General features: G+C 50.6%; 20 protein-coding genes and 1 tRNA gene. 13 read left to right on the forward strand and 8 right to left on the reverse strand.

The annotated features are described in order from the left end of the window. Nucleotides 1-186: 186 nt before the first annotated feature. Both LQ777_RS09610 and LQ777_RS09615 read left to right on the forward strand, forming a co-directional pair. Nucleotides 187-405: a VF530 family protein gene (locus LQ777_RS09610; protein ID WP_232562301.1), complete on the forward strand. Its 219-nt coding sequence runs from the start codon at nt 187-189 to the stop codon at nt 403-405. A 31-nt stretch (nt 406-436) separates the two neighbouring features. Then, nucleotides 437-1,345 (forward strand): glycoside hydrolase family protein, encoded by a 909-nt coding sequence (locus tag LQ777_RS09615; protein ID WP_232562302.1) that lies wholly within the window; start codon nt 437-439, stop codon nt 1,343-1,345. Between the two features lie 65 nt (nt 1,346-1,410). Here the strand turns inward: LQ777_RS09615 and LQ777_RS09620 are convergent, their stop codons facing one another. Together LQ777_RS09620 and LQ777_RS09625 are read right to left on the reverse strand one after the other, a co-directional pair. Then, the gene (locus LQ777_RS09620) at nt 1,411-1,923 is read right to left on the reverse strand and encodes an META domain-containing protein (RefSeq protein WP_232562303.1); all 513 of its coding nucleotides are present in this window, start codon (nt 1,921-1,923) and stop codon (nt 1,411-1,413) included. A gap of 109 nt (nt 1,924-2,032) precedes the next feature. Next, a complete protein-coding gene (locus LQ777_RS09625) occupies nt 2,033-2,788 on the reverse strand; it encodes an SDR family NAD(P)-dependent oxidoreductase (RefSeq protein WP_232562304.1) in 756 nt (251 codons plus the stop codon). 206 nt (nt 2,789-2,994) lie between these two features. Between LQ777_RS09625 and LQ777_RS09630 the strand changes: the two genes are divergently transcribed. From LQ777_RS09630 to LQ777_RS09650, 5 genes are all read left to right on the forward strand, one after another. Continuing rightward, nucleotides 2,995-5,553, forward strand: coding sequence for a DUF7133 domain-containing protein (locus LQ777_RS09630; RefSeq protein WP_232562305.1), 2,559 nt, complete (start codon nt 2,995-2,997; stop codon nt 5,551-5,553). Nucleotides 5,554-5,580: 27 nt separating this feature from the next. Beyond that, nucleotides 5,581-6,639 (forward strand): sugar phosphate isomerase/epimerase family protein, encoded by a 1,059-nt coding sequence (locus LQ777_RS09635; protein ID WP_232562306.1) that lies wholly within the window; start codon nt 5,581-5,583, stop codon nt 6,637-6,639. 69 nt (nt 6,640-6,708) lie between these two features. Beyond that, nucleotides 6,709-7,494, forward strand: a complete 786-nt coding sequence (locus LQ777_RS09640; protein WP_232562307.1) for an SDR family NAD(P)-dependent oxidoreductase — start codon at nt 6,709-6,711, stop codon at nt 7,492-7,494. Between the two features lie 177 nt (nt 7,495-7,671). Beyond that, a complete protein-coding gene (locus LQ777_RS09645) occupies nt 7,672-8,928 on the forward strand; it encodes an MFS transporter (protein WP_232562827.1) in 1,257 nt (418 codons plus the stop codon). 345 nt (nt 8,929-9,273) lie between these two features. After that, complete coding sequence (locus tag LQ777_RS09650) at nt 9,274-9,888, forward strand: hypothetical protein (RefSeq protein WP_232562308.1); 615 nt, start codon at nt 9,274-9,276, stop codon at nt 9,886-9,888. 216 nt (nt 9,889-10,104) lie between these two features. Here the strand turns inward: LQ777_RS09650 and LQ777_RS09655 are convergent. The 6 genes from LQ777_RS09655 to LQ777_RS09680 form a co-directional block, all read right to left on the reverse strand. Continuing rightward, a tRNA-Val gene (locus tag LQ777_RS09655) sits at nt 10,105-10,182 on the reverse strand. Nucleotides 10,183-10,226: 44 nt separating this feature from the next. Further along, nucleotides 10,227-11,537, reverse strand: coding sequence for an MFS transporter (locus LQ777_RS09660; protein WP_232562309.1), 1,311 nt, complete (start codon nt 11,535-11,537; stop codon nt 10,227-10,229). An 81-nt stretch (nt 11,538-11,618) separates the two neighbouring features. Continuing rightward, complete coding sequence (locus tag LQ777_RS09665; RefSeq protein WP_232562310.1) at nt 11,619-12,524, reverse strand: alpha/beta fold hydrolase; 906 nt, start codon at nt 12,522-12,524, stop codon at nt 11,619-11,621. Between the two features lie 51 nt (nt 12,525-12,575). Further along, nucleotides 12,576-13,028, reverse strand: coding sequence for a hypothetical protein (locus LQ777_RS09670; RefSeq protein ID WP_232562311.1), 453 nt, complete (start codon nt 13,026-13,028; stop codon nt 12,576-12,578). Nucleotides 13,029-13,679: 651 nt separating this feature from the next. Then, on the reverse strand, nt 13,680-17,666 hold the full coding sequence (locus LQ777_RS09675) for a hybrid sensor histidine kinase/response regulator transcription factor (protein ID WP_232562312.1): 3,987 nt from the start codon (nt 17,664-17,666) through the stop codon (nt 13,680-13,682). Nucleotides 17,667-18,095: 429 nt separating this feature from the next. Next, a complete protein-coding gene (locus tag LQ777_RS09680; RefSeq protein WP_232562313.1) occupies nt 18,096-18,434 on the reverse strand; it encodes a LytTR family DNA-binding domain-containing protein in 339 nt (112 codons plus the stop codon). Between the two features lie 1,023 nt (nt 18,435-19,457). Here LQ777_RS09680 and LQ777_RS09685 point away from each other — a divergent pair. The 6 genes from LQ777_RS09685 (at nt 19,458) to LQ777_RS09710 (ending at nt 26,518) form a co-directional block, all read left to right on the forward strand. After that, nucleotides 19,458-20,522, forward strand: a complete 1,065-nt coding sequence (locus tag LQ777_RS09685) for a hypothetical protein (protein ID WP_232562314.1) — start codon at nt 19,458-19,460, stop codon at nt 20,520-20,522. Nucleotides 20,523-20,572: 50 nt separating this feature from the next. Continuing rightward, complete coding sequence (locus tag LQ777_RS09690) at nt 20,573-21,292, forward strand: hypothetical protein (protein WP_232562315.1); 720 nt, start codon at nt 20,573-20,575, stop codon at nt 21,290-21,292. Between the two features lie 82 nt (nt 21,293-21,374). Beyond that, a complete protein-coding gene (locus LQ777_RS09695) occupies nt 21,375-22,202 on the forward strand; it encodes a YjbH domain-containing protein (RefSeq protein ID WP_232562316.1) in 828 nt (275 codons plus the stop codon). Next, nucleotides 22,189-23,349 (forward strand): YjbH domain-containing protein, encoded by a 1,161-nt coding sequence (locus tag LQ777_RS09700; protein WP_232562317.1) that lies wholly within the window; start codon nt 22,189-22,191, stop codon nt 23,347-23,349. Before LQ777_RS09695 ends, LQ777_RS09700 begins: the two co-directional genes overlap by 14 nt. 17 nt (nt 23,350-23,366) lie before the next feature. Continuing rightward, nucleotides 23,367-24,173 carry a polysaccharide biosynthesis/export family protein gene (locus LQ777_RS09705; RefSeq protein WP_232562318.1) on the forward strand — a complete coding sequence of 269 codons (807 nt, stop codon included), beginning with the start codon at nt 23,367-23,369 and terminating at the stop codon, nt 24,171-24,173. 11 nt (nt 24,174-24,184) lie between these two features. Next, on the forward strand, nt 24,185-26,518 hold the full coding sequence (locus LQ777_RS09710; RefSeq protein WP_232562319.1) for a GumC family protein: 2,334 nt from the start codon (nt 24,185-24,187) through the stop codon (nt 26,516-26,518). Nucleotides 26,519-26,685 lie beyond the last annotated feature (167 nt).

Raw genomic sequence — 26,685 nt, forward strand, 5'->3', positions numbered from 1 at the left:
AATTTGCACAACCTTTTATGCTAAGGTAAAACAGGTAAATACATCATCGAAAATACGCTAGGTTATTTTGTCCTGCCGCACCGGCGGACCGGTCAGCAGGACAAAAACGCAGTCATAAAATGCTCTAAACTATTACTGCTTTAGTACTTAATTAGCCAGCGGGCGGATCAAACCGCACAAACGACTATGCCCGAAACACAACTCAATAACCCGTTACACGGCAAAACGCTCGAAGCCATTCTCAACGAATTGGTAGCTTTCTATGGTTGGAAGCGTCTGGGTGATCAAGTTCCTATTCGCTGTTTTACCGACAACCCAAGCATTAAATCAAGCCTTACGTTTCTGCGCAAAACGCCCTGGGCCAGGCAGAAAGTTGAAGATCTTTACCTGAACATGAGACGATAGTACAGTCAAACGAATGCAAAAAAGAAGGTATATGAAGCGGTACGTACTTTTTTTTGGACTATTGCTGACCGGTTTAACTCCGGGCAGAAGTCAGTCATCGAAACAGGACGCGGACTTTCCACCGGAGCTTGTCTCGTTTACCCCTTACAAGGGCAACCCGGTTTTTTCGGGCACGGGGACGAACACGTGGGATCAAAAAATTCGCGAGCGGGGGTGCATTCTGCACGAAGCCGATGGCTATCATCTGTGGTATACGGGCTACGAAGAGGGCGATGATAAAACCAGGTATCTGGGGTACGCAACGTCATCGGATGGACTGAACTGGACGCGCTACAAAAACAACCCCATTGTAAAGACTAGTTGGGTTGAGGATTTGACGGTGGTAAAACACGACGGAACGTATTATATGTTCGCCGAGGGTAAGGATGACATTGCGCATCTGCTAACGTCAACCGACCGCATCAACTGGCAGGAGAAGGGACTGCTCGACATTCGCTTAACGAACGGTCAGCCGATCAGCAAAGGTCCTTATGGAACGCCGACGGTCTGGAAAGGGCCGCATATGTGGTACCTTTTTTACGAGCGCAAAGACCAGGCGGTATGGCTGGCTACGTCGGACGATCTGAAGCTGTGGACGAACGTACAGGACGAGCCCGTACTCACGAAAGGTCCGGACGACTACGACCAACACGCCATTGCGATGAATCAAGTCATTCAGTATAAAGGGCTTTATTACGCGTATTACCACGCATCGGCGTTTGCGGACTGGCGTGAATGGACGACTAATGTAGCAGTGTCGAAAGACCTGATCAACTGGAAAAAATACGCAGGAAACCCTATTGTTGGCGGCAACAAATCGAGTGGTATTCTGGTCAACGACGGGCGACGTTACCGACTCTACACCATGCATCCGGCTGTAAACGTCTTTCTGCCCAAATGAGCTAAAACGATGATGCTGTGGTGTCAGGTTTAAGAACCTGACACCACAGTAAATAACTGCCTTACTTACTTTTTCGTGAAATAAAGCAATTCGGTGCTGGCGTCTTCTTTGGGACCCGTGTAAAGCCGGAGTTGCCCATGCTGATCAAACTCGAAGTAGGTTGCTTTGCCCAGATTGATGTAGTAGTCATTCTCCGCTTGCATAGCCTCCGGTGATCCACCGATCTTGGTCGAATAGATTCCCTGGGCGGAAACGATCAGGCCCTTTGTTTCATCGAGCAGAAACGAGCCGCCGTAGTAATTGACGAAGCTCTGGCCACCTACCGTCAGATTGTCATTGGACTCTTTTTTTAACACCAGCGTTGTTCGACTTTGCAGCGTAGGCGGTAGCGGTTGATTCTTGTAATTGGTCAGTACCCACTCGCCCGCCAGTGAGCCAAAGCTTGCCCGCATGGTCTGCACCGTGGGGGATGACGTCATATCAACGGGATCAACATCACGGGTTGTGTTGCAATTTGACAAACCCAGTCCGACGAGTGCTGCCAGTGACAACCGTCGTGTTGCTTTTAGTAGAGTCATAGTCGTTTCGGTTTAGTGAATTACTATGGTTACCCTACTAAGGAGTGTACAAAAGCCAAATCGGTTGTAAACGAGTAGCGAAAAAGTAGCCTGTTGTTCCCGTGCTGTTTCAATAAGTGGCCCGGCCACCGGAAAGATCAAAGACAAATCCCGTGCTAAAACTGGCTTCTTCGGAAACAACCCAGGCCGCCAGGGACGCTACTTCTTCGACCGTGCCCAATCGTTTCATGGGAATCTTAGCGGTCATATATGCCAGTTGTTCGGGGGCGGTGTTCGCGTTCATCGCCGTTTGAATGACCGCCGGAGCCAGCCCGTTTACGGTGATACCTGTTTCGGCATATTCTTTCCCGACACCTTTGACCAGCCCGATCAGTCCGGCTTTCATCGATGAATAACCAACCATCAGCGGATTCCCTTCTTTCCCGGCAATAGACGCCATGTGAAGAATACGCCCGTAGTTATACGGCTCCATCGCCTTAATGGCATACTTTGTCATCAGGAAAGCACCCCGCAGATTTACGTTGTAAATGGCGTCATAATCCGTCACGGCGTACTCGGTGATTTTTGTATTCGTTGGCCCGACGATGCCCGCCGAGTTAATCATGATGTGGAGTTGTCCAAACGTACCGTGGACGGTTTGAATGGCTTCGGCCACGGCATCTTCCTGGGTAATGTCAACAACCTGACCGCTTACCTTATAGCCCTGGCCGACGAATTGGGCCACAGTGCGTTCCAGCAGGTCTTTATTTTTATCGAACAGAACGACAGTGGCTCCTTCCGAAGCCAGTCGTTCGGCAATTCCTTTTCCAATGCCTTCAGCGCCACCCGTAATCAGGGCCAGTTGATTCGTAAACCGATTAGACATAACATACACGTAGATTCGCTATGACCAAAAGCGAGTTGGCGCTGCGTCTACTGCTTGAGTGCTGTCATAACATCCGGTCGTAAGAAGGTCGTGGTAAAGTTTGTGGCAACAATGGAAGTATTTCTTGGCAACAATGGACTTTATATATATGACATTTGTTAGTATCGAAGACAAGTGTTTTTGAACTGGAAAAGTCAATTGATTGCATGGTTAAGCCTGCTTACTATACGTTACTGCTCGGTGCCGGCCTGGTCTGTTTGTTAAGCTTTCGGTCTAAATTCGGACAGCTGCTAGGTGATGAGCCATCGCCCGTGCGAACGCCGACGGAGGAACTGGCTACGTTTAAGCTGGAGCCGGGCCTGAAAATTCAGCTTGTGGCCGCCGAACCAATGGTGCAGTCGCCCGTTGTGATGACGTTCGATGAAGACGGACGACTATGGGTCGTGGAGATGCGCGGTTTTATGCCCACCATCGACGGTGAAGGTGAGGAAAAGCCGGTTGGCCGTATATCGGTGCTGGAAGATACCAATGGCGATGGCCAGATGGATGTCAGCACGGTTTACCTCGATAGCCTGATCATGCCCAGAGCGATGGCCTTGGTGCCGGGTGGTGTGCTGGTCGTTGAAAATCAGGCGCTGTGGATGACCAGCGACGCAAACGGTGACCTCAAAGCAGATACCAAAACACTGATTGATAAAGAATATGCTGGCAACGGTTTGCCGGAACATGCACCGAACGGACTCTGGCGGAGTATGGACAACTGGTATTATAACGCCAAATCCCGCTTCCGGTATCGACTGACGGACGGCAAATGGCAACGCGATTCAACGGAGTTTCGGGGGCAGTGGGGAATCAGTCACGACGACAAAGGGCGCCTGTATTACAATTACAACTGGTCGCAGTTACACGCCGATCTGGTCCCGCCCAACTACTTGTCGCGCAACAAAAACCATACGCCAACGACGGGTATCGATTACGGACTGACGCTTGATCGTCGGGTTTATCCGATCCGGGCTACTCCCGCCGTCAATCGTGGGTATATACCCGGTACACTAAACAAAGAAGGGCGATTGCAGGAGTTCACGGCAGCCTGCTCCCCACTTTTCTACCGGGGTAAAGCTCTGCCAACCGCTTATTATGGCAATGTATTCGTTTGCGAACCGGCCGGAAATCTGGTCAAACGCAACAGTGTGGAAGAAAAAGGGCTGTTGATTAACGCGCACGACCCGCATCCGGGTACCGAGTTTCTGGCGTCGACGGACGAGCGGTTTCGTCCCGTTCATCTGGCTAGCGGACCCGATGGTGCCTTGTACATAGCGGATATGTACCGGGGCCTGATTCAGCATTCAGCTTACATAACGCCCTATCTGAAAGAGCAGACGTTAGAGCGGCATCTGCTTCAACCGCTCTCTGCCGGACGTATCTGGCGCATTATTCCCGAAAACTGTACCGCTTCCAAGCCAACGAAATTAACAAACGCTTCCCCGGACGAATTAGTAGCGCAACTGTCGAACCCCGACGGTTGGTACCGGGATATGGCGCAACGGCTGTTGGTCGAACGTAACGACAGAAGCATCGAGAAAGCGCTTACTGCTGTTGCTTTGAAAGGAGAGAACAAGTTTGGGCGCTTTCATGCCCTGTGGACGCTGGATGGTTTGTCGTTGAGCAAGCCGGATGTGCTCTTTCAACTAGTTGCCGATCACGACCCGCTCGTTAGCACTGCGGCACTGCGCCTGATGGAACCCTTCGCAAAAAACGATAAAGCAATTGGGCAAAAACTTGGGAAGCAGCTGTTGGGCCAGTGGCAGAAAGCGTCCGTCGAACAGGTCTTGCAGATGGCGTTATCCGCCAGTGTTCTCGATCAGAAAGATGCTCAGTCATTGCTGGCGGGTATTGTAGAACGACACGGAGAAACGGCCCTGATCCGTGATGCTGTAATGAGCAGTCTGCAAAATAAAGAATATGCGTTCCTGCAAAGTTTACTCAAATCACCCCAGTGGCAGGCCCAAACCCCGTCAAAGGAAATCTTTCTGGAAATGCTGACTACCGCCATTGTTCGGAAGCGGAATACCGCAGAACTAACGGCGCTGCTTACCCGACTGAGTACAAACAAAGCCGCGCTTGGGTGGCAGGACAAAACCATCCTGACCGGTATGTCGATAGCGGGTACGGCAAAGAAAATGAAACCGGTGAAACTAGCCGCAGCACCCGGAATTTTAACGGCATCCAACAGCCCTGTTGATCCGGCAAGGCTGGCTGCTCTATCGTCGATGTTTGAATGGCCCGGTCATGTCGCGGCTAAGGCCGTCGCCGTAAAAAAGAGCCTGCTCAGCGAGGATGACCAAAAACAATTCGCGCTTGGACGTCAGCACTACCTCAGCACCTGCGCGGGTTGTCACGGAACCGACGGGGCCGGTCTAAACCGGTTTGCGCCCCCGCTCATCGGCTCCGACTGGGTGCTGGGCGACGAAAAACGGCTGGCTCTGATTATTCTGCATGGTATGGAAGGGCCGGTAAAAGTAGCCGGGAAAACGTACGACGCTCCGGCTATACTGCCGGTGATGCCCGCTCATTCGACAATGGACGATGGCGCGATCACGGCGATCCTGACCTACATCCGCAACGAGTGGGGAAATCAGGCCGGGGCAGTGGGTAAACGCGTGGTGGGCATGACCCGCGTTACGTCGCAGGGACGGGTTGTTCCTTGGACGGCTAACGAACTGAATAAATACATGCTCGAAGCAAATGCCGCGAGTGCCAAATAACCAGACTACTAGCTCAGTTGTATGCCGATGGACAGACGCGTGTTTCTGCAAAAAGCAGGTATGGGAGCGATGGCTCTTTCGTTGCCGCAATTACCCGATGGGGTCAAAACGACGGGAATGGGCATTGTGGTACATTCGTACGGCATGCGGTGGAACTCAAAAACGCCGAGTAGTGCTTACCCCGGCTTTACTAACGCGCTCGACTTGCTAGATCACTGCCATCAAATTGGGGCGGGGGGAGCGCAGGTTGTCGTGAGTGACTGGACCGCCGACTTTGCCAAACAGGTTCGGGCTAAGCGTGATAAACTCGGTCTGTACCTGGAAGGCTCCATTGGTTTACCCAAAAAAGCAGAGGATGTTCCTAAATTTGAGCGCGAGGTTGTCAATGCCAAAGATGCCGGGGCTCAGGTGTTACGCACCGTCTGCTCGTCGGGCCGACGTTATGAAACGTACCATTCTGGGGATGCTTTTCAGGAGTTAAAAAAGAACGCACTCGCTTCATTACGACTGGCCGAACCTGTGCTTCAAAAGCATAAGGTTAAGCTGGGCGTCGAGAATCACAAAGACTGGCGAGCGCCTGAGCTAGCAGCCATTCTTCAACAAATCAGCAGTGAATGGGTAGGGGTGACGCTTGACTTTGGCAATAGCATTGCCTTGCTGGAAGATCCGATGGACGTGATCAAGACACTTGTTCCGTTCGTATTCACGACGCACGTAAAAGACATGGCCGTTGAGGAATACGCCGATGGCTTTCTACTTTCCGAAGTGCCGTTGGGAACGGGTATTTTAGACATACCAGCGATTATTTCTTTGTGCAAAAAACACAATCCAGCCGTTACGTTCAACCTGGAAATGATCACGCGCGATCCGCTCGAAATCCCCTGTCTGACCGATGGTTACTGGGCCACCTTTGCCGATGTACCGGGCGCTGATCTGGCCCGAACGCTTCGCATGGTTCGTCAGCATAAAGCCAAAGCTGCGTTGCCAAGAATATCACAACTATCCGCCGATAACCGGCTGGCTGCCGAAGAAGAAAACATCCTGGCCTGCCTGTCGTACAGCAAAAACCAGATCGAGCTTAAATAAACGGTTTTTTACCGGCTTGTCTGATGAACTGGTGACAGCATCTATCTCCGAAACAACTAAACTTTTTAGATGAGTAACGAAGCACTACCCGGAATTAAACAGTTTGACTTAACGGGTAAATCCGCCATCATTACGGGTGGGTCAAAAGGACTTGGGCTGGCAATGGCCGCCGGATTAGCCTCGGCGGGAGCCAGCGTAATGCTGGTCAATCGCAATGCGGAAGAAGGAGCCGCAGCCGCCGACCAAATCGCTCGTCATTTTGGAGCCAGGGCTCTTTCCTACAGTGCCGACATCACAGACATCGGGCAAACGGAAGCGATGGCAAAAGCTGCCTACGACGCGTTCGGACGGATCGACATACTCATCAACAGTGCGGGTATCAACATCCGGGGAGCCATCGACGACGTATCGCCCGACGATTTTAATAAAGTCATGCAGATCAATGTCAATGGTACCTGGCTGTGTTGCAGAGCGGTTACGCCGTACATGAAAGAGCAAAAACGGGGCAGCATCATCAATCTGGCCAGTACACTCGGCCTGGTCGGACTGGCAAACCGGACACCCTATACGGCCAGCAAAGGAGCTGTGGTGCAGATGACCCGCGCGCTGGCTATTGAATTGGCACCGTTTGCTATCAACGTCAACGCCATCTGTCCGGGACCATTTTTAACGGAGATGAATATTCCCATTGCCCACACCGACGAAGCGAAAAATTTTGTGGTAGGTGCTACCGTCCTGGGCCGCTGGGGCGAACTGCGTGAGATTCAGGGAGCGGCTATCTTCCTGGCCAGCGATGCCGCCAGCTACATGGTTGGCTCGATGCTGACTGTCGATGGCGGCTGGACCGCAAAGTAGTGTATGTTCAGGATTAAAGCGCAGTATATAATCCTGAACACTCAGTTTCCTAAACCAATCCTTTACTGAATGGAACCGCTAAACGAAGCCTCGCCGAGTGGTAACTCACCAAGTGGCAATTTCTCCGGAGGAACGCTGCCAGCACGAAGCGGCCTGAAAACGCGGGCTCGGTACGGGATGCTGGCGCTCGTTTTCGTCAACGTGGTGATCAATTACTTGGATCGCACCAATCTGGCTGTAGCGGCTTCGGCGCTGAGCAAGGAATTACAGCTAGGGCCACAGAAATTAGGGTATATCTTCTCGGCGTTTGGATGGTCCTATGCCTTGTTGCAAATTCCGGGCGGACTGATCGCCGACCGGGTTGCTCCGCGTGTTCTATACGCGTTTTGTCTTATTACCTGGTCTTTAGCAACGCTTTGTCAGGCATTTGTTCGGGGATTTGCCAGTTTGTTTTCGCTTCGGCTGGCGACGGGTGCGTTCGAAGCACCTTCGTATCCGATCAACAACCGGGTAGTGACCAGCTGGTTTCCTGATCATGAACGGGCGTCGGCTATTTCGCTGTACGTTTCCGGGCAATTCATTGGCCTGGCCTTTCTGACCCCCGTTTTGGTGACGGTTCAGTACTATGCGGGCTGGAAAGGCTTGTTTATCGGTACGGGACTGGTCGGTATCGTTTGGGGGCTGGTCTGGTACCTGTTCTACCGTGATCCGCTGGATCACAAGACCGTCAATCAGGCTGAGCTGGACTACATCGAAGAGGGCGGAGGGTTAATCAGTAGGAAACAGGCAGGACCAGCGCAAGCATCCGCCTGGAGTTGGTATAACGTAAAGCAGGTATTTTCGAGCCGAACCTTGTGGGGCGTGTACATCGGGCAGTTTGCCGTCAATGCTACGCTCTGGTTTTTTCTGACCTGGTTTCCAACCTATCTGGTGCAATATCGTGGTCTTGATTTTATCAAATCGGGTTATCTGGCTTCTGTACCGTTTCTGGCGGCTTGCGCCGGTTTGCTGCTGTCGGGCTTTGTGTCCGACTATCTGGTGAAGACCGGAACGTCGGTGAGCGTAGCGCGTAAGACACCCATTATTGCCGGGCTTTTGCTATCTGTCAGCATCATTGGCGCTAATTATACGAACGATACGACCATGATCATTTTCTTTATGGCGCTGGCTTTCTTTGGTTCGGGCATGGCCCTAATCTCATGGGTATTTGTATCGATTCTGTCACCGAAACACCTGATTGGCTTAACCGGGGGCGTGTTTAATTTTATGGGTAACTTGGCGTCTATTGTCGTACCTATCGTAATCGGCTACCTGGCGAAGGAGGGAAATTTTAACCCGGCGCTCGTTTTTATCGGTACGTTAGGATTTGTTGGCGCTTGCTCGTACATATTTTTGGTTGGAAAAGCCGAGCGGGTTGTAATCCGAGAAAAATAACCTGGACAAATTAAGCACAAGAGGTTGACGTACTATAAGTAGCGAATCAATTGACACATCATCAAGGCTTTTTGTATCCTGTCTGATTCGTGTTGTTCACTATGTCAACGAAGTGAATCGGTAATCAATTGATTAGTAGCGTCTAATCTTCATTAATACGTCAGGCTATTTTTTGACGACATCCTATTATGGGCTTTTACAATTCGTAGTAGAAGGGTGTCAATTCACAACGTTCTTAAGCTAGTTGGCACAAAAGTCGGTTGAACCGCTCCCCGTTCAGCGCCAATTTTGATCTGTCAATGATTGCTGATCAAGTCAGCTCAAAACCCGACAGATACACGGCTTATGAACCAGTTTACCTTAACCAATCGTACACTTGGTGCTATTGGCCTTCTGGGAGCTCACTACATGTTGATTGCTCCACTGCTCCCGATGCGCTATCCTGCTCTAGCGCAATCTGCTTTTGACGGCCTGGTCGGTTTATTTTTTATGCTTACCTGTATGGGCAGCTTAGTTGGCCTGATACGTCTGAATGCAACGGGCAACTCTTCCTTCGGTTACTTCGTGATTCGGCTCAACTTGCTAACACTGGCCATTGCCAACATCTGGAACATTTACCAGGCTCTTGATCCTAATGCCAATACCGTTTTATACAGGATTCTGGATGCGTTCTGGCCTATTAGCATGGTCGTCATGCTCTTGGTAGGAATTATAGTAGTTCGAGCAGGGACCTTGCGCGGATGGCGACGCTATGTGCCGCTGGCTGTGGGGATGTGGCTTCCCCTGACGGCATTGGTAGGCAAACTGATGGGATCGGCCTTGGTTCACATGGATGCTGTTGCCGATAACGGTACGTTATACATCCTATTAATTTCTGGGTCATATGCTTCCATCTGCTGGAGTTTACTGGCTTATCTGGTCTGGACAACACCCCAACCGCAGCCCATTGGCCAAATGTAAGCTATTGTGGTATAAGCGAACCTGTATCTTAGGACGATCGATGTATTAACCGCTTCCGTAGAAGACGCCCGCTCAATTCACGTATTCAATGGGCTTTCGTAATTTCTATTCGCTCACGGGTGATTGCTCTATACGTAGAATTATCCAGTCGAGCTTTTTCTAGAAAGAACACAAAGGAAAATAAAAAAGCCCCAAATTCAGTGAATTTAGGGCTTTTGGTAGGAAGTAGCGGGCTCGAACCGCTGACCTCTGCTCTGTCAAAGCAGCGCTCTGAACCAACTGAGCTAACCTCCTTTGCCGAACGAAAGCGTTGCTGCCTCCTTGATCGTGGTGCAAACTTACGAAAGTTCTGCATTCTCCACACGCAGACCGTAAATTTTTTGTGAAGGAATCCGCCACAGCAGCATAAAACCGACAATAAATAAGACCAGCAAGGCCAAAATGCTGTTACGCATGTTGCCCGTTAATTGCTCGATCAGTCCATATAAAAGCGTACCGAGCACGATCGATGCCTTTTCGGTTACGTCGTAAAAACTAAAGTACGAAGCCGTATCGGTACTCGCCGGAATCAGCTTGGAATAGGTCGAACGCGACAGCGACTGAATACCACCCATCACCAGACCCACAACGGCGGCTAAACCAAAAAACTGCGATTCGGTCTGCACAAAATAGGCGCAGGCGCAGACAACAATCCATATTGTAACGGCAATCATAAGCGCATAGGTGTTGCCCAGCCGTCCGGAGAGCCACGAAAAGCCGTAAGCGCCGGGAATAGCAACTAACTGAATCAAAAGAATTGTAACAATCAGGCTCTGACCGGGGAGTTTGAGTTCATCGCTGCCGAAGATCGTCGCCACGTACATCACCGTCTGTACGCCCATGCTATAGATAAAAAAGGCGACCAAAAACCGTTTGGCTAGCGGCTGTTCCTGCAATTCCGTCCAGACGTGTTGCAGTTCTTTAAAGCCATTCAGCAGGTAATTGCCAGCCTGTTTCACTTTCTTCGTTCCGTCGGGCAGGCGGCTGAACGGGATCTGAGCAAAGCCAATCCACCACAGACCCACCGTCAGAAAAGCGATACGGGAGGCCAGTCCTTCGGAGATGTTACCGAACCAGTCACGTTTGAGAATGACAACCAGGTTGATGACCATCAGGATTACACTGCCGATGTAACCCATCGAAAAGCCCCGCGCGCTGACTCGATCAAACTGATCTTCGGTGGCAATGTCGGGTAGATAGGAATTGTAAAACACAATGCTACCGCTCCAACCGATCAAACTTAGCCAGAAACAGATCACGGCGAAGGTGGTCGTTTCCTTGGTAAAGAAATACAACAAACTGCAACTGATGGCTCCCGTATAGCAAAACACCTTCATGAATGTTTTCTTACGACCGCTGTAATCCGCAATGGCGGAGCAGACCGGCGACAGCAGCGCCGTGAACAGGAAAGCCGCTGAGATTGTGTAGGAAAACAGGACCGAGTTTTTGATGGATAAGCCGAGGAAATTAATAACCGGCCCACCGGTTTCATTTAAGGCGGTGGCTGAAAAATACACCGGAAATATGCTGGACACGATGACCAGCGAATGCACCGAGTTCGCCCAGTCGTAAAGGGTCCAGGCGGTCAGAATACGGGGAACGTTCTTCATTTCTCAACAAGTGATCGGGCAAATTAGCAAATGAATGGGAGGGAACGCAGCACTGGGGAAAATTATCGGTTCAAGGACTGTCTACTTCGTTTGGCCGGGTGGTACGTTATTCGTTAAAAAGTCGATTACGGCTCGCGTAAAGGCATGGTTTGAGTCACCGGCAACCATGTGGCCTGCCTGAGCGACGCTGATGCTCTGTGCGTGAGGAACTGCGTCCAGAAATTCGGCCATCACGTTTTCGCTCACCACATCGCTGATGCCTCCGCGCACAATCAGCGTCGGTACAGTCAGCGAGCGGGCTGCCCGATAAAGCCGTTCTTCGTGTTGTAACTGTTGGTCAGGAGCCGAATTGCGTTGCCATAACGCCAGCATCTTCGGGTCCCAATGCCAGTAATAGCGTCCCTGCCGAAAACGGAGATTTTTCTCCAATCGGCTGTGATCCGACGGGCGGGCTCGGTTGGGTAGATACGAAGCGACAGCGTCGGCGGCTTCGTCCAGACTAGCAAATCCATCCAGATTGCGGCTCATGAACGAAAAAATGCGCTCAATTCCTTTTTGCTCAGCACGGGGAGCGATATCGACAAGCACAATGGCCGTGCACAGGGAATCACTTCCGGCGGGCCGCTCTCCTTCAGCAATCAGTGCGATCATGCCGCCCATGGATGCGCCGACAAGAGCGGGCTTCCGATCAAGCTGAGCAATCACCGCTCGCAAATCATGAGCCAGATCATCAAGGGTGTAATGCGCTTCGGGAGACCAATCGCTGTCGCCATGCCCGCGAGCGTCGAGGGCGATGGCGTACCAGCCCGCGTCGGCCAAAACGTGTGCAGAATCGCCCCACGAATGACGTGTTTGCCCACCACCGTGTAGCAGTAACACCGGCTGGTTCGCAGGGTTTCCGACTGCTTCAGCTGTTACGAAAAAGCCGTGCTTCTTCAAGCCCGGCTCTTCCAAGCCGGACTTGGTTTCGAATCTGAGAAGTGGCATACAGTGTCGAATAAACGGTACGGAAGGTGGCCCGCTTCTTCTGTCAGCCTGTTAGAGCGATGGTTTAAATTCCAGATTGATATCTGATTCCACACCGCTGACCGGCGCCCGTTGACGAAGCGTCAATTTTGTACGCGTCAGTTCGACAATCGGGAAGTTTCCTTTAAACCCGTTCACATCTACGTCCATCGATTTGAAGTCGGGTGCCAGCTTCCAGGTTCCCCCGTTTGGAATCTGACTAGTCAAGCGATTGATTGCCCGAACGGTACCGTCCGATCGAAACTGCATATCAAGCTCGAACAGAACAAGTGTATTGGTACCCATCTGTCCCACGCTAATCGTTTGGTCGTTGGTGTTCGACACGCGGTCGAGAAGCCATTTGTTCGCTACCAGCAATTCCGTTTGCGAAGCAGCTGTCGGCTCCGGGCTGCTGTTATCTTTTTTGCAATTAAAAAGGAAGGCCAACAAAGGCAGTAAAAGAACAAATATGCGAACGTGCTTCATAATAGAGCAAAAGGCTTGTTTTATGGATGGAAGAAACGCGTGGTTTCCCAACACGCGTTTCCTGACCAGTCGATCTGATGGCTTAAAATTCACTAGTTTCCGTGAAAAAACATAGTTACTCACCAAAGAAAGAAGGCTAAACTGCTCGAATGGATACGATCGCATCGGGGAGCGTTGGCTAAGGCAAGCTCCTTGTAAGAGCCACTCCCAGCAGGGGAACAGAACCGGATGACCCTATGGATTGCAAGGATAACGGAAAGGAAAGCAGGCGGAGATGTAAGTGGAATCTTGAAGGTGCAAATTGCACTTACCGGAGATCGTGACTCAACTGCATGTGTTAGTAGTACAAAGAACCTGTTCAGCTATGACAAAGCCTATCGTTATGGTGCGTGGATAAAAACAGAAAGTTTGATAGTAAAAATCTGGCTTTATCAGCTGAACAGGTCTTTAAAAGACTGTGGACTACCTCTCTTTGATGACCCAAAGGTATCAAAACCTCCATAAAGCCACTTTCCGATTTGGGACAGTTTCTTACAGATCTGGGACATATCTAGTTAATTATGCTTAAATCATGCACTTTTTTGACACTTTTCGGGTGCGATTGCTCAAAACGAAGCTAAGCTGGCACAGACGAGGTAAGTAACCAGCGAACTAATTCGATAAGAAATCACTGGGCGTTTTTTTGTAATATTCCTTGAAAACTGTCGTGAAATGGGAGGGTGTTTTGAAGCCTACCAGATAAGCCGTTTCGCTGGCACTGTGGCCGGCTCGTAACAAATCGACGGCCTTCCGCAGCCGATAATTGCGGATGAGTTCGTTAGGAGCAAGGTCAGTCAGGCTACCCAGCTTGCGGTACAAGGTCTTGCGGCTCATCGCCATGTTCTCGGCCAGCCAGTCGACGGTCAGTGTGCTGTCACTAAGGCCAAGATGTTCTTCCAGCAAGGCGTAAATCTGATCGAGAAACGGGTTTTTTGTGTCTTCGGGTAATGTCGGTGCATCAGGTTGCGCCAGCTGCTGCCGGTATTGTTCACTTAATTTTTGCTGCCGACTAATCAGGTTACGTAACCGAAGCCGAAGTTCGTCCAGATTGAACGGTTTGTTTAAATAATCGTCGGCTCCTTCCTGCAATCCTTCCAGACGGCTCGGGTGCGACGATTTAGCGGTGAGCAGCAAAACCGCAATGTGGTCGGTTTCGGGATGACTTTTGATGTTTCGAGTAAGTTCGTAACCGTCCATAAGCGGCATCATTACGTCCGAAATGACCACATCGGGAAGTTCAGCCTGCACCAACTGCCAGCCTTCCTGACCGTTGGGGGCGCTCATTACCCGGTAGGCAGTAGCTAGTTCCGCAGCCATAAACTCGCGCAGGTCGTGGTTGTCTTCTACCAGCAGCAGCAAAGGCGCGGACGAAACATCAACAGAAGCCGTATCGGGCATGACCCCGGATGACCCTGGGATAAGGTCAGGAAGAAGATCGCTGACCGAATGGATCGGGGTCGATGGCCTTGGCGAAACGATACCCTCCTCCGTGGTTGCCAACTCGACAGGAAGGAGAATAGTAAAGGTTGTTCCCACGCCCACCTGGCTGTCAACGGCAATAGTACCGCCCATCAACTCGATGAGTTCTTTAACCAGCGCCAGCCCAATACCGGTGCCTTCGTAAGCGCGGGTATGCGATGAATCGACCTGGTAAAAACGGTCGAATACGTGATGGAGCGATTCAGCGGGAATGCCAGTACCCGTATCGGAAACGACAAGCTGTAGCGTCGTTTTTTCGTCGGTGATCACCCCATCAAGGGGCTTTAGCGAGATGGTGATGCGTCCGCCCGAGGGGGTGAACTTTACCGCGTTTGATAGCAGATTCACGATTATCTTCTCCCACTTATCTGCATCAAATTGTTGGCGCGACGAACTTAGTTCGCTCGTGTACGTCAAGGCAATTGCTTTGTGCTCAGCCGCTGGCCCGAATGAATCGACAAGTTGCTGAACGAAGTCGTCGAGTTCGCCGTGCATCAGCGTCACGGGCATACTCGCAGCTTCGAGTTTCGCCAAATCCATCAGCTGATTGATGAGCCGTAGCAAGTGCTGGGCATTCCGATTCACCAGCGACAAGGTTTGCCGAGTGGATGGATTAACAGCGGATTCCTGTATAAGCTTTTCAACGGGCGAAATGATAAGCGACAGGGGCGTCCGGAACTCATGCGTGATGTTGGCAAAAAATCGATTCTTTATTTCATTAACTGCTTGAAGTTGTTCGGCTTCGGATCGTCTGAGCGCTATTTCCTGCCGTTGACGAATGCGGTCGGTCTGAAAACGGAGGTAGGCCCAGATCATTCCGCCGAATGCCAGCAGGTAGAAACCATAAGCCCAGTAGGTAGCCCACCAGGGGGATTGAATTCTCAGATGCACAACGGCATTGTTCGCACTCCAGAGTCCGTCATTACTGGCTGCCTTTACGCGAAATGTATAATCGCCGGGAGACAGGTTCGTGTAATTAGCAAAATGACGGGTGCCGCTTGGAATCCACGTTTTATCGATGCCAACGAGCTGATAGGCATACTGACTTTGTTGGGGAAGGGTGTAGGTCAAGGCGGCAAACTCAAACGACAGAAAGTTTTCGTCGTGGTCTAATTGGATAAGCGTATCCAGTAAGGGCCGGCTTTGATTTTTGACTTTAAAGTCGGTGATCGTTACGGGAAAGGATTTATCATTAGCCTGAATACTGTCGGGGTTGAACGAAACAAGGCCGTTCAAACTACCGAAATAAACACGATTGCCTTCGTTGAAAACCGCGTTTTCCAGAAACTCATTGCTCGGAAGCCCCGCGTTGCTATCGTACGTTCGAACCGTTTTCGTGCGGGGATCATAGCGGCACAGCCCTTTGTTGGTACTCAGCCATAAAAAGCCCGCGTTGTCGCCGGTAATAGCAACGACCCGGTTGCTGGGTAAACCATTCTCGGTTGTAATCGAGGAGAAGTGGCCTGTTTGCGGATCAAAACGATTCAGCCCGCTCTGGTTGGTCCCCGACCAGATAATACCCTGTCTATCTTCGTAGAACGTAAGGATTTCGTTGCTGTTTAGTTGGTTCGGTTTCGTTCCGGCTGAGAAGTGCGTGAAGCGAGACGTCGTTGGGTCTAACCGACTTATGCCTTTTCCATTAATGCCAACCCAGATAGCACCAGTTCGGCTGGCCAGCAGCGCATAAACGAACTTATCGGATAGCCCGGTTGGATTGGCCGGGTCATACTTATAGTACGTATACTGACGCGTACCGGGGTCAAAGGAAGCGATGCCGCCTTCACCGCCGAGCCAGATCTTACCGTCGGGAGCGCGACTGAGTAATTGACCGGGAACCTCGGATGGATACGCTGTAAATCGTCCGGTTGTCTGACTGTAGTGATAAAGACCATCCCAGGTGCCGAGCCACATACCCGTTGTGCCATCGGGCAGCAGCGAGAAATAATAATTCGTATGCTGAGCCGTGCTGCCCAACGTCTGGGGCGGAACTACAGATGCGTGCTTGCGGGATGCGTCGATACGGTATACCGAAAACTGATTGCTGAGCCATAATTGATTTTTGGGATCGATCAGCAGCGTATTTACTTTGTTGTCCAGCAGATTGGCCGTGCCAAGACTGGGTTTTACCTGATAAGTAGTAAACGCTTTTCGGTTCGAAGCCTGTTCATCGATTCCATTGTCCGTACCCACCCAGATTGTACCGCTTCGGTCGATATATACCGCCTGAACATTCGCGCTGCTTAGTCCGTTGGGCTGATCACCCTGCGGTCGGAGTGTGGTGATCTGGTGAAGAGTGGGATGAATACGCTGCAAACCGTTTGTCGTGCCGATCCAGATAAGACCCTGCGCATCAGCTTGTACAGTGTTCAAACAAACATACCGGTTGAGATTGCCACCTGGGTTGTACGGTACCAATTGCAGCGAAGGACGACGTAGGTCGAGTTGAAAAATGCCGTCGCCAGCCGTGCCGAGCCAGAGCGTTTGATTTTTGTCCAGATGGAACGAGTTGAAAACAGGCTCGTTACCTGTTTTGGTCATGTAGCTCAGTAGCGTATACCGACCCATTGCCCGATCGAATTGATACAGTCCTTTCAACGTACCGACCCACAATCGGTGTTGCGGATCTTCAAATACGCTTTTGATGGGCATATCGCGCTGGGGCGTTGGATACAGGCGGAAGCGCTGGGCCGACGGATCGTAGCGAACCAGTCCGTTATAGGTACTTAGCCAAAGAAAACCCTGACTGTCTTCATACACCGACAGCTGGTTGTTCCACCGGTGCGCGTTCTGCGTACGGATCGGATGCTGGGTCATCCGTCCTCTTTTTTTGTCAACCTCGTACAGGCCCCCGCCTTCGGTAGCTGCCCAAAGCCGACCGTGCCGATCTTCGCAAAGCCCGGCTATCCGACTGCTGTGCAGGCTGGTCAGCTGCGCAGCTGAATCCGGTTGAACGACCGTAAACGCGTACCCATCGTACTTATTCAGGCCCTCGTTGGTACCAAACCACATAAAGCCGTCGCGGTCCTGAAGGATGCAGTTGACGGAGTTATGCGAGAGACCGTCTTTGCTGGAGAGGTGGTTGAATCGAACCGTGGTTGACTGCGCAACAACAGGCGACAAACCAGCATGTCCAGTGATAGTGATTATTAGATAAGTACAAAAGAAGAATTGACGATACGCGGTTGTTGATCTATTGTGTCGAGCAGAGAAAACGACTTCTGATTTATCGTGCTGATACTGAAAAAGAAAGCGACTAATCAGGAAACGAAGAAGCGCTTGAAGAACGATTGAGCTACGGGAGATAGATACGGTTGGCATTCGAACTGGCTCACTAGGGTATACAGCAAACGAAAACTAGTTTGTAATTCTACCTAGTACGCTAACCGATACTACGAGTAAGTAAGAATTAGTACGGGTATAAAATTAGTTTGGCTGCCTACCAAAGATACGCAGCCAAATTAATTTTTTGATGACTTAGAAAAGCTCAGACTTATTTTTCTGTACAATTCGCTAGCCGTTGATGACATAGCAGAACCCGTAATCTGTTTGCTATTGCACTTGCTTGCGCTGCGCGAGATAATCGGCAACTTGTTTAATATTCCGACGAGAAACTTCTAAACGTAAATTGTTTGTCATAATTACGTAACCGGATGGTTGTCTGCCACTTATGAGGCTATATTCGGAAATTTTATCGACGTTGATAAGTGCGTTTTTGTGAATGCGGAGCAGATCAGGCCATCGTTCCAGGTACCATTTGAGGGTACGGCTACGGTGCAAACAATCGCCATTCAAAAAATAAACGTAACTATAATTGACGTCGGCGGTAATGGCTACTACCTGGTCAATGTCGAATTTATGACGTACACCTGCTCCTGGACGAGCTTTCATAAGTGGATAATATTGGTGAGGATAGCGCAAAGTAAATACATCATTTTGATGAACAAAGTTTCGTTTTTAATCGCACCATAAAGATCGCACCAAAATTTATAATGCAATATGTTGATTCGTAGATATTTATACCAAACACTAAATAAATGCTCTGAGTGTATGTTTTCCTGCTACGTAGAAATGAATGAAGCTAAGCAATGACTCGTCATCCAGTGCTGCTATCTATAACGTAAGCACCAAAATCTATAAAAATAAAGATACACGTTATGATTTTTAGTTTACTTAATTGCTCAGGATAATCAACGGAAAGTAGAACGGACTTCGCATGACATAAGCAATACCACAAAATAAGGTTTTACTAGTCATGTCGGTACGTTAAGATGAGTATAATATACCGTTTTGTGTAAGTAATAAATTAGTAGTTAATATAATTTTTTACATGGATTTATATGAATATATTCATGTATATCGAATAATAAATTCTCGAGTGATTAGGTCCGTTAAAAAAACATTAATTACTCAATTTATTACTAGGTTTGTTCTAGTCAAAAACTATAATAAGTGCAATCCTGATAAACTATCCACGCTCATGAACTCTTCTTTACTTCTTCTCGTAAGGTTTACTTCGTTTACCCAACAGAACAGATAAAAGCCAGTAGCAGACAGAACGAAGGAAATACGGTTGCAGACGAAACGCGCATACCCGATCCTGCGATTTGTCAGGTACCAGTAACGTAACTGGTCACACGACCAGCCAAAATAAATAATCAGCGCCTTATCAATCAATAGCGGGCGCGATGCTTTTCACAAAAAGGCTAATTCTTAAAAATGACCCACAAGCGTGGGGTAGGGAATACTATGTCTAAGTCAAATTCATACATCATCTTATTGCTATAACGGGTCATGTTGCGCTCATCGGATGCATGCTGTATACCGGTTCCGCGTCAACTGTTTCGCTCCATAATCACCTTAAATTTTTGTAATCAATCACCTTTAATAAGACTACCTCACACAAACCTTTACATGAGAACTGTACATTCACGCACTAGGTTATTTGCTTACGGATTATGTCTGGCGGCTGCCCTGTATAACTGTAAGACAAAAGAAGTAGAATCGGTCACGCCGTTTACCTACACGTTCAAGGGCCTCGACAATGTGAAACTGCCCGATGTTACGCCAACAGCCCCGGCTGCCGTTTCGGTGACAGCGGCATCGGTCAATTCGTCAACCGTAGCTGCGGCTGTTACCAGCGGCCTGTCTAGTATGACGGCGACGGGACAAGTACCCGCGTCTGTGCAACAAGCGGCTACCAATGTTAGCAAAGCCGTTTCGGCGGAAAAAGCGGCTGCCATCTCGGCTGAATTTACGCCAGCTGTAGTTAGCAACCTCGCATCAACCGGAACAATGCCCGCGAGCCTGAAAACGGAAGTAGCGGCCATCGCGAGCAACCCCGCTCTTCAAGCGTACTTGCCTACGTTTACGATGCCACAGGTCAATGGCAAAACGGTTGGCGGGCGCTTGGGCGCGGAAGGCATTAATGCACCCGTCGCCGTTGCGAACGCTACCACGGACGATGCCTGCGCAACGGCAGCCAACGCGGCTTACACATCAGCCGTTGCCAGACTCGATGCTGCCAAGCAAACGCAATCGGCTCCTATTAACGCGCAGTATACATCGGCTCAGACAACCATTCAGGCAGATGCCACCGCTTGTAAAGGCAGCAAACCCGCTACGTACGATGGGTACAGAGCCGCTGCGTTGCAACAACTCAACCAGGGGTTGTCGAATCTGAATGGCGTTAAAACCATACTGGGCGATGCGACATTCAACCTGCTGACCGTGCTGTATTATGTTGCTTACAGCCAGGCTATAACCGGCATCAATACTTTACAATCGGCTGATACCAGCACCTGTGATGTTGTGGCGAGTGCCAAGCTTGCCAATGCGCAGGCCGCCCGGGATGCCGATCTAAGCAAAATCAATAGCAATTATAATGTAGCCGTTGCCTCGCTTGCAACCGCTCGCAGTCAGGCTATCGCCAGTTGCCATAACCAGGGTAATGGAGGTCGGAAAGGTGCCGACGAATAAGAGTAAGGAATAAACAGAGTCGCACCATCACGTAATCATAAAACGATCTCATGAAAAAAAGATACTTCTCTTTGTCATTCGCCACCCTGGCGCTGGGTCTGTTCATTCAACCGTTGACCAGCCAGGCACAGGTTAATTTAAAATCCATCAGCGTTGGAGCCAGCTATTGGAATCCGTCACTGGACTACTGGAATAAGCGTTCGTTCCTGGTGGAATACAACGGTGGTCAAGGCGCTAAACTGTCGGGAGCCGTTATGCCGACTGCCGCGCTTGAAATCGGTCTCGTCAAAGGACTTTCGATTGGCGGACGGGTTGGCTACTGGTCGAAAGCAGTGTCTAGTGCGCTGAGCAGTGGCGGTATCAACCGGACCGAGGAGTTGAAACTATCGATCATTCCCGTTTCGCTGGATCTGAAATACACCTTCGCCAAGCCACAGACGGACGGATCATCGGAAACACCGAAAGAGCCTTTCCTGACGCCGTACATTGGCGTGAGCGTCGCGCGGTATTTTGTCAATAACGATTTCTCCCGGCAGGTAACGAGCAATACGGGGTCGGTGAACGAAAAGCAGGCGGGCAACAGCTACGGTGCGCAGGTATTCGTCGGTGCCGAGCGGAAACTGGTGAAGAAACTGTACCTCGCGCTTGATGTGCGCTACCATCTGGGCAACTACAATCAGGCCGTTCGGACGGAGACCACCAGCACAACCGAGAAAGTTAGCCTGAACGGCATCGAAGCCGGACTCTCGGCACGGTTTAAGTTCAACTAAGCGAAACGTACGATAATTCTGATTGACGCGTAAACGATTACCCATAGTGATATCTGCCGTATATACATATCCGTTCAGAAAAGTGCAGCGCCGTAGGACCAGTAAAAAGGTTTTTATGGTTGGGCTGATGCTGCTTTGCGGTATGTATTTCACGCGGCTCTGGGCGCAGGTAAACGTTTCCGGTAAATCGGGATTGATTTACATTCCAACGGCTGAAGTACAGGAGGACGGGACGTTTTCTGCGGGCTATGCGTATAACCCGAAAAACTATGCTTTCCGCTTCTACAAAAAGAATTCGGAAAGTATCGCGTTCGTCAATCTGGCTTTCCTGCCCCGGTTTGAAGTCAATATCAATCTGTTGAATCCGAACGGGCCTATACCATTCATGGGTAAAGGCATCGGAGATCGTCAGATTGATCTGAAATACGTGGTGCTGACCGAAAAAGCGAAGCGTCCATCGGTTGCGGTTATTCTTTCGGCACCTTTCGGAATTGACAACTCGCTGATCACGAACGCAGTCGTTGCTACCAAGCACCTAACTCTGACCAAGTCGATCACGGCTGCGGTAACAGTCGGTGTGGGTAGTCCCTATTCGATTTATCGGGCCGAGGTAAAGAATAGTCAGAACTCGGATATTCTGTCTGGTTTTACCCTGACCGATAAACGGGATAAACCTTACTACTACCTGGCTGGACCCATTGGTGGCGTGAAATTCGACTTCGCCAAAAAGGGGGGAGTCATGGTAGAATGGGACTCGCAACACCTGAACGTGGGTGCTTATGCCTTGCTGTTCAAGCATTGGACCGTGCAGGCGGGTTTGCTAAATGGCGATCAGCTTACGCTGGGAACGTCCTGCGCGTTCAACGTACTTCGGTTACCTAAACGACTCAGGAAAAATGAAGGGGCGTAGTCGCGTGGGAGAAAATGCACGGAGCATGGCGAGTGGGTGGCTGCGTAACGCGTTGCTGGTGGCACTACTCGGTCTGGGATTCGCTTGGGAAGGTGTTGCGCAACAGCGTAATGTACTGCTGAATTACGAAAACCTGTCGGTTGACAGTACGGCGCATCGGGTGTATTACGAGCAGCGGTTGTACCGCAACCCGCTGATCGGTATGCTGGAACTGGCAAAGCCGCTGGCGTCAACAGGCATTGACGAGTTTGTGCCGCTCTATCAGGGTGTCCCGATAGCTCGGTATAAACTGGCTTCGACGATTGGCACGACCGTTCTTTCGAAGGAGGAACGGAAGGCGTGGGCAAAAACGCATCGGTTTGATAGCCGCCGGTATAAGCTTGACTTTCGGTTGCAGCCTGAGTTTGTGGCTCAATTCGGCTTTCGGGAGCAGACGGTAGAAAGTAAAACCAATCTGCTGTTGCAAAGCCAGTTGTACCTGAGTCGCGGGCTGGTGCTGAACTGGGGCGTTTTGTTTCCAATCGTGAATAAGCTGGACAACCAGACGTTGAACGTGCGACCGGCTCCGACCTATCTGAACCAGTTTCTGGCGTTGGACGGAACGAATTTTATGAGTCTGTCGGCGGGGCTATTTTACAATGACCAGTACGGTGCCAATGTGCAGTACCGTCACGCGGACCCGACAAAAAACTGGTCGTTTGGGGCGGAAGCCAGCTATACGGGCTTTTATTATTTCCCGCAGAATGGCTTCTACTACGGATCGCCGGAGCACCTGATGCTCCTGGCAGATGTGGCTTACCGCATGCCAACGCATGATATAACCATCAAGCTGTCGGGTGGGCAGTACATGTACCAGGACCGGGGGGCGCGACTGGATGTCATTCGGCAGATGGGCAGCGTCGAAGTTGGGTTTTACGCCCAGAAAACGGTGAACGGAGGGACGGGCGGATTCAATTTTGCGATTCCTATTCCGCCCGGACGGATTGCACAAACACAACGGCTACGGCTGCGGACCACCGAAGAGTTTCGCTGGGAGTATGCCTACAGTCGGGGCTATAATATCGGGACGAGGTATCGGCTCGGTTATCAGCTGGATGCGCTGCTTCGGCAGTACCATCAGCGTTATTTACAGAATCAGTATCAGTAGTTAATTGACGTGAGAGTATGAATTTGCGCAAAATGCGGGCACAGGCGGTTTATTTGGTTATTGGTTTGTGTGCGTGCTTATCCAGTTGCATTTCCAGTAAAGAACTAGCGTTGTATCAGTCGGATGCGGCTGGGAAAGATACCATTGCGTTGGCTCCCCGCTACATACCGACCATTAAAGCCGGTGATGTGCTGTCGGTGCAGGTAAGCAGCCTGAGTCCCGAAGCGACGGCCTTCTTTAACCCCTACGCAACAATCACAATGGCGGAGCGGGCTAACGGGCCACAGACGACAACGCCAACGACGCCCTTGCCGTATACACCGGGTTATCTGGTGAACGAAGAAGGAAAGATCGAATTGCCGCTGATCGGTCCGCAAATCGTTCTGGGGTTGACCAACACCCAGGCCGCAGCGCAGATTCGGCAGAAACTACTTGAGTATCTTAAAGAACCGACCGTGAACGTGCGCAACCTGAATTTTCAGATTGCCATATCGGGCGAGGTAGCGCGTCCGTCGCTTTTTTCGATTCCGAACGAGCAAATTTCGTTGCCCGCTGCCCTGGGTCTGGCCGGTGATATCACCATCTACGGTCGTCGGGACAACGTGCTGATCATTCGCGAAGAAAACGGACAGCGGACGTTCAACCGCGTTGATCTGACCAAACGGGATATGTTTAAGTCGCCTTACTATTACCTGCGTCCCAACGACGTGGTGTACGTTGAACCCGGTAAAGCACGCGTTGCCAACGCCGACCGGACGTACCAGACCTTACCGATTATTCTGAGTGCTCTATCCTTTATAGCCATTATTGCTAGCCGTTTTTAACACCAACCGACATGGTTACGAATCCAAACCCATATACTCCTTACCAGGCTTACGAGATCGAGCCACAGGTTAACCTCCGTGCCATGCTCATGCGGTATGTGCGCAACTGGCCCTGGTTCGTGGCTTCGCTGATTCTGGCGCTGGCGGCTGCCTACGTGTATTCGCTGTACCAGTCGCCGGTCTATAAAGTGCAGGCCAGTCTGTTGATCAAAGACGAAAAGAAAGGCATGTCGCAGGAGAGCCTGATGAAAGAGCTTGACCTGTTCAGCAGCAGTAAGGTTGTAGAGAATGAAATGGAGATTCTCAAATCCTTCACGCTGATGGACCGGGTTGTGAATAACCTGGGACTGGATGTTCGGTATTACCATCCGACAAAGACCGTCAACAAAGAGATTTACAATGAATCACCCATTCGGTTGCTGGTCGAGAAGCCGGTTTCGGAGCTGTACAACGAAGAACTGGAAATTTCCTTTGTGGACGGGAAGACGGTAAAGCTGAACGGAACGGCTTATCCCGTGAATCAAAGCATCAAGACGCCTTACGGCCAGCTACGCGTATTTGCCCGTAAGCCCTTGACAAGTGCTCTGGAACCCGTTATTGTCGCAGTAGCCGATCATGCCGGTGCGGTAGAAGGCTACTTGGCCGGATTGAAAGTAGAGCCAACGGCGAAACAATCGACGGTATTGGTGATGACGCTCGAAGAAACCGTACCGGACAAGGGCGAAGCGATTCTGAACCAGTTGATCAGCGAGTACAACCGGGAAGCCATCGTTGACAAAAACAAAGAAGCCAACAACACGCTCAACTTTATTGAAGACCGGTTGGCCCTGATTTCGGGTGAACTGTCAACCGTTGAGAAAGAGGTTGAACTGTATAAATCAACGCAGGGCATTACGGACCTAAGCGTACAGGCGCAAACGTTTCTGACAACGGTCAAAGAAAACGATACACAACTGACGGAGACGAACATGCGGCTCAACGCCCTGAACGATATTGAGCGGTATATTCAACATCAATCGAATGAAAAAGGATTAGCACCGGCCACGCTAGGATTCAGTGATCCGATTTTGACGGGCCTGCTGACGAAAGTAGCCGAACTGGAATTGAAGCGGGAAGAAGTATCGCGCACCATGTCGCCGAATAACCCGTTGCTGCAATCGCTGGATAGCCAGCTGAAAACGATGAAGGCCAGCATTGGCGAAAACGTTCAGACGATTCGCCAGCAGCTGACCAGCAATCAGAATCAGTTGGTTGCGAACAACAAGCGCATCGAAAGCATGATCCGTACAGTTCCCGGCAAAGAGCGCGCGCTCCTGAACATAACCCGCCAACAGGCGATCAAAAACGGGCTGTATACGTACCTGCTGCAAAAGCGGGAAGAAACGGCTTTGTCGGCGGCTTCGACCGTATCGGACAGCCGGACGGTGGATGCGGCTCGGACCGGTAGTAAACCCATCAAGCCGGTTAAGCTAATGATCTTTGCCTTGTTTGCTGCCTTCGGTATGCTGGTTCCGGTCGGATTCATTACGGCTAAAGATGCCCTGAACAACCGCGTATTGCGTCGTTCGGACGTAGAAGACGTAACCCAGATTCCAATTTTGGGCGAAGTCGTAAAAAGCCGTCAGCTAACGGCGGATAACCTGGTATTCAGACCACGGATGCAGTCGGTTGTTGGCGAACAAATCCGGGCCATTCGAACGAACCTCCAGTTTTTACGGTCTGACCCGCACGACAGTCAGGTGCTGCTCTTTACGTCCAGCATCAGCGGAGAAGGCAAGTCGTTTATTTCGTTGAACCTGGGGGCTAGTCTGGCGCTGGTAGATCGCCCGACGGTGATTCTGGAAATGGATTTGCGGAAGCCCAAGCTGCACAAGAGCCTGCATATCGAAAACCGGGCCGGGCTGAGTAACTACCTGATTGGCGAAGCTACCATTGATGAGTTGTTACAACCCATCATGGGGTACGAGAACTATTACATCATTACGGCGGGTCCGCTGCCACCAAACCCGGCTGAGTTGTTGAGTTCGCCCCGACTGGCTCAACTGTTCAGCGAATTGAAAGAGCGGTTCGACTACGTCCTCGTTGATTCGCCCCCGGTAGGTTTGGTAACCGACTCACAATTGATTGCTCCCTTTGCCGATGCTACGATGTTCCTGGTGCGCCATGACCACACGCCAAAGAACCACCTGAAAATGGTTGATACGCTGTACAAGGAAAATCGCTTTCAGAAACTAAGCATTATCCTGAACGGTGTAGGCGAGGGCGAATCGTATTACTACAACTACAGCTACGGCGATTACTACGGCGGCTCACCCAAAAAAGGCCAATTGGAGAGCGGTGCTTAAAGGCCAACTGAGTTCGTGACACGCAGATTGCTGATTCACTTTTATACGTGCAACACCAACTACTTAACGAATATGCTTAGTCTTGACTCACACTACAAACCCTTGTATGTATACGCTGAGCTAGGTTCCAGGCGTAGCGACCTTACATACCAACAGACAGGAAAGCG

Source organism: Spirosoma oryzicola (genome assembly GCF_021233055.1).
GTDB lineage: Bacteria > Bacteroidota > Bacteroidia > Cytophagales > Spirosomataceae > Spirosoma > Spirosoma oryzicola.

Bases quoted from the DNA above. Each gene is read 5' to 3' on its own strand.
- LQ777_RS09630 (WP_232562305.1), top strand. From the start codon at position 2,995: ATGGTTAAGCCTGCTTACTATACGTTACTGCTCGGTGCCGGCCTGGTC.
- LQ777_RS09685 (WP_232562314.1), top strand. From the start codon at position 19,458: ATGAGAACTGTACATTCACGCACTAGGTTATTTGCTTACGGATTATGT.
- LQ777_RS09610 (WP_232562301.1), top strand. From the start codon at position 187: ATGCCCGAAACACAACTCAATAACCCGTTACACGGCAAAACGCTCGAA.
- LQ777_RS09640 (WP_232562307.1), top strand. From the start codon at position 6,709: ATGAGTAACGAAGCACTACCCGGAATTAAACAGTTTGACTTAACGGGT.
- LQ777_RS09670 (WP_232562311.1), bottom strand. From the start codon at position 13,028: ATGAAGCACGTTCGCATATTTGTTCTTTTACTGCCTTTGTTGGCCTTC.
- LQ777_RS09710 (WP_232562319.1), top strand. From the start codon at position 24,185: ATGGTTACGAATCCAAACCCATATACTCCTTACCAGGCTTACGAGATC.
- LQ777_RS09625 (WP_232562304.1), bottom strand. From the start codon at position 2,788: ATGTCTAATCGGTTTACGAATCAACTGGCCCTGATTACGGGTGGCGCT.
- LQ777_RS09645 (WP_232562827.1), top strand. From the start codon at position 7,672: ATGCTGGCGCTCGTTTTCGTCAACGTGGTGATCAATTACTTGGATCGC.
- LQ777_RS09660 (WP_232562309.1), bottom strand. From the start codon at position 11,537: ATGAAGAACGTTCCCCGTATTCTGACCGCCTGGACCCTTTACGACTGG.
- LQ777_RS09690 (WP_232562315.1), top strand. From the start codon at position 20,573: ATGAAAAAAAGATACTTCTCTTTGTCATTCGCCACCCTGGCGCTGGGT.
- LQ777_RS09635 (WP_232562306.1), top strand. From the start codon at position 5,581: ATGGACAGACGCGTGTTTCTGCAAAAAGCAGGTATGGGAGCGATGGCT.
- LQ777_RS09650 (WP_232562308.1), top strand. From the start codon at position 9,274: ATGAACCAGTTTACCTTAACCAATCGTACACTTGGTGCTATTGGCCTT.
- LQ777_RS09665 (WP_232562310.1), bottom strand. From the start codon at position 12,524: ATGCCACTTCTCAGATTCGAAACCAAGTCCGGCTTGGAAGAGCCGGGC.
- LQ777_RS09680 (WP_232562313.1), bottom strand. From the start codon at position 18,434: ATGAAAGCTCGTCCAGGAGCAGGTGTACGTCATAAATTCGACATTGAC.
- LQ777_RS09705 (WP_232562318.1), top strand. From the start codon at position 23,367: ATGAATTTGCGCAAAATGCGGGCACAGGCGGTTTATTTGGTTATTGGT.
- LQ777_RS09620 (WP_232562303.1), bottom strand. From the start codon at position 1,923: ATGACTCTACTAAAAGCAACACGACGGTTGTCACTGGCAGCACTCGTC.
- LQ777_RS09615 (WP_232562302.1), top strand. From the start codon at position 437: ATGAAGCGGTACGTACTTTTTTTTGGACTATTGCTGACCGGTTTAACT.
- LQ777_RS09700 (WP_232562317.1), top strand. From the start codon at position 22,189: ATGAAGGGGCGTAGTCGCGTGGGAGAAAATGCACGGAGCATGGCGAGT.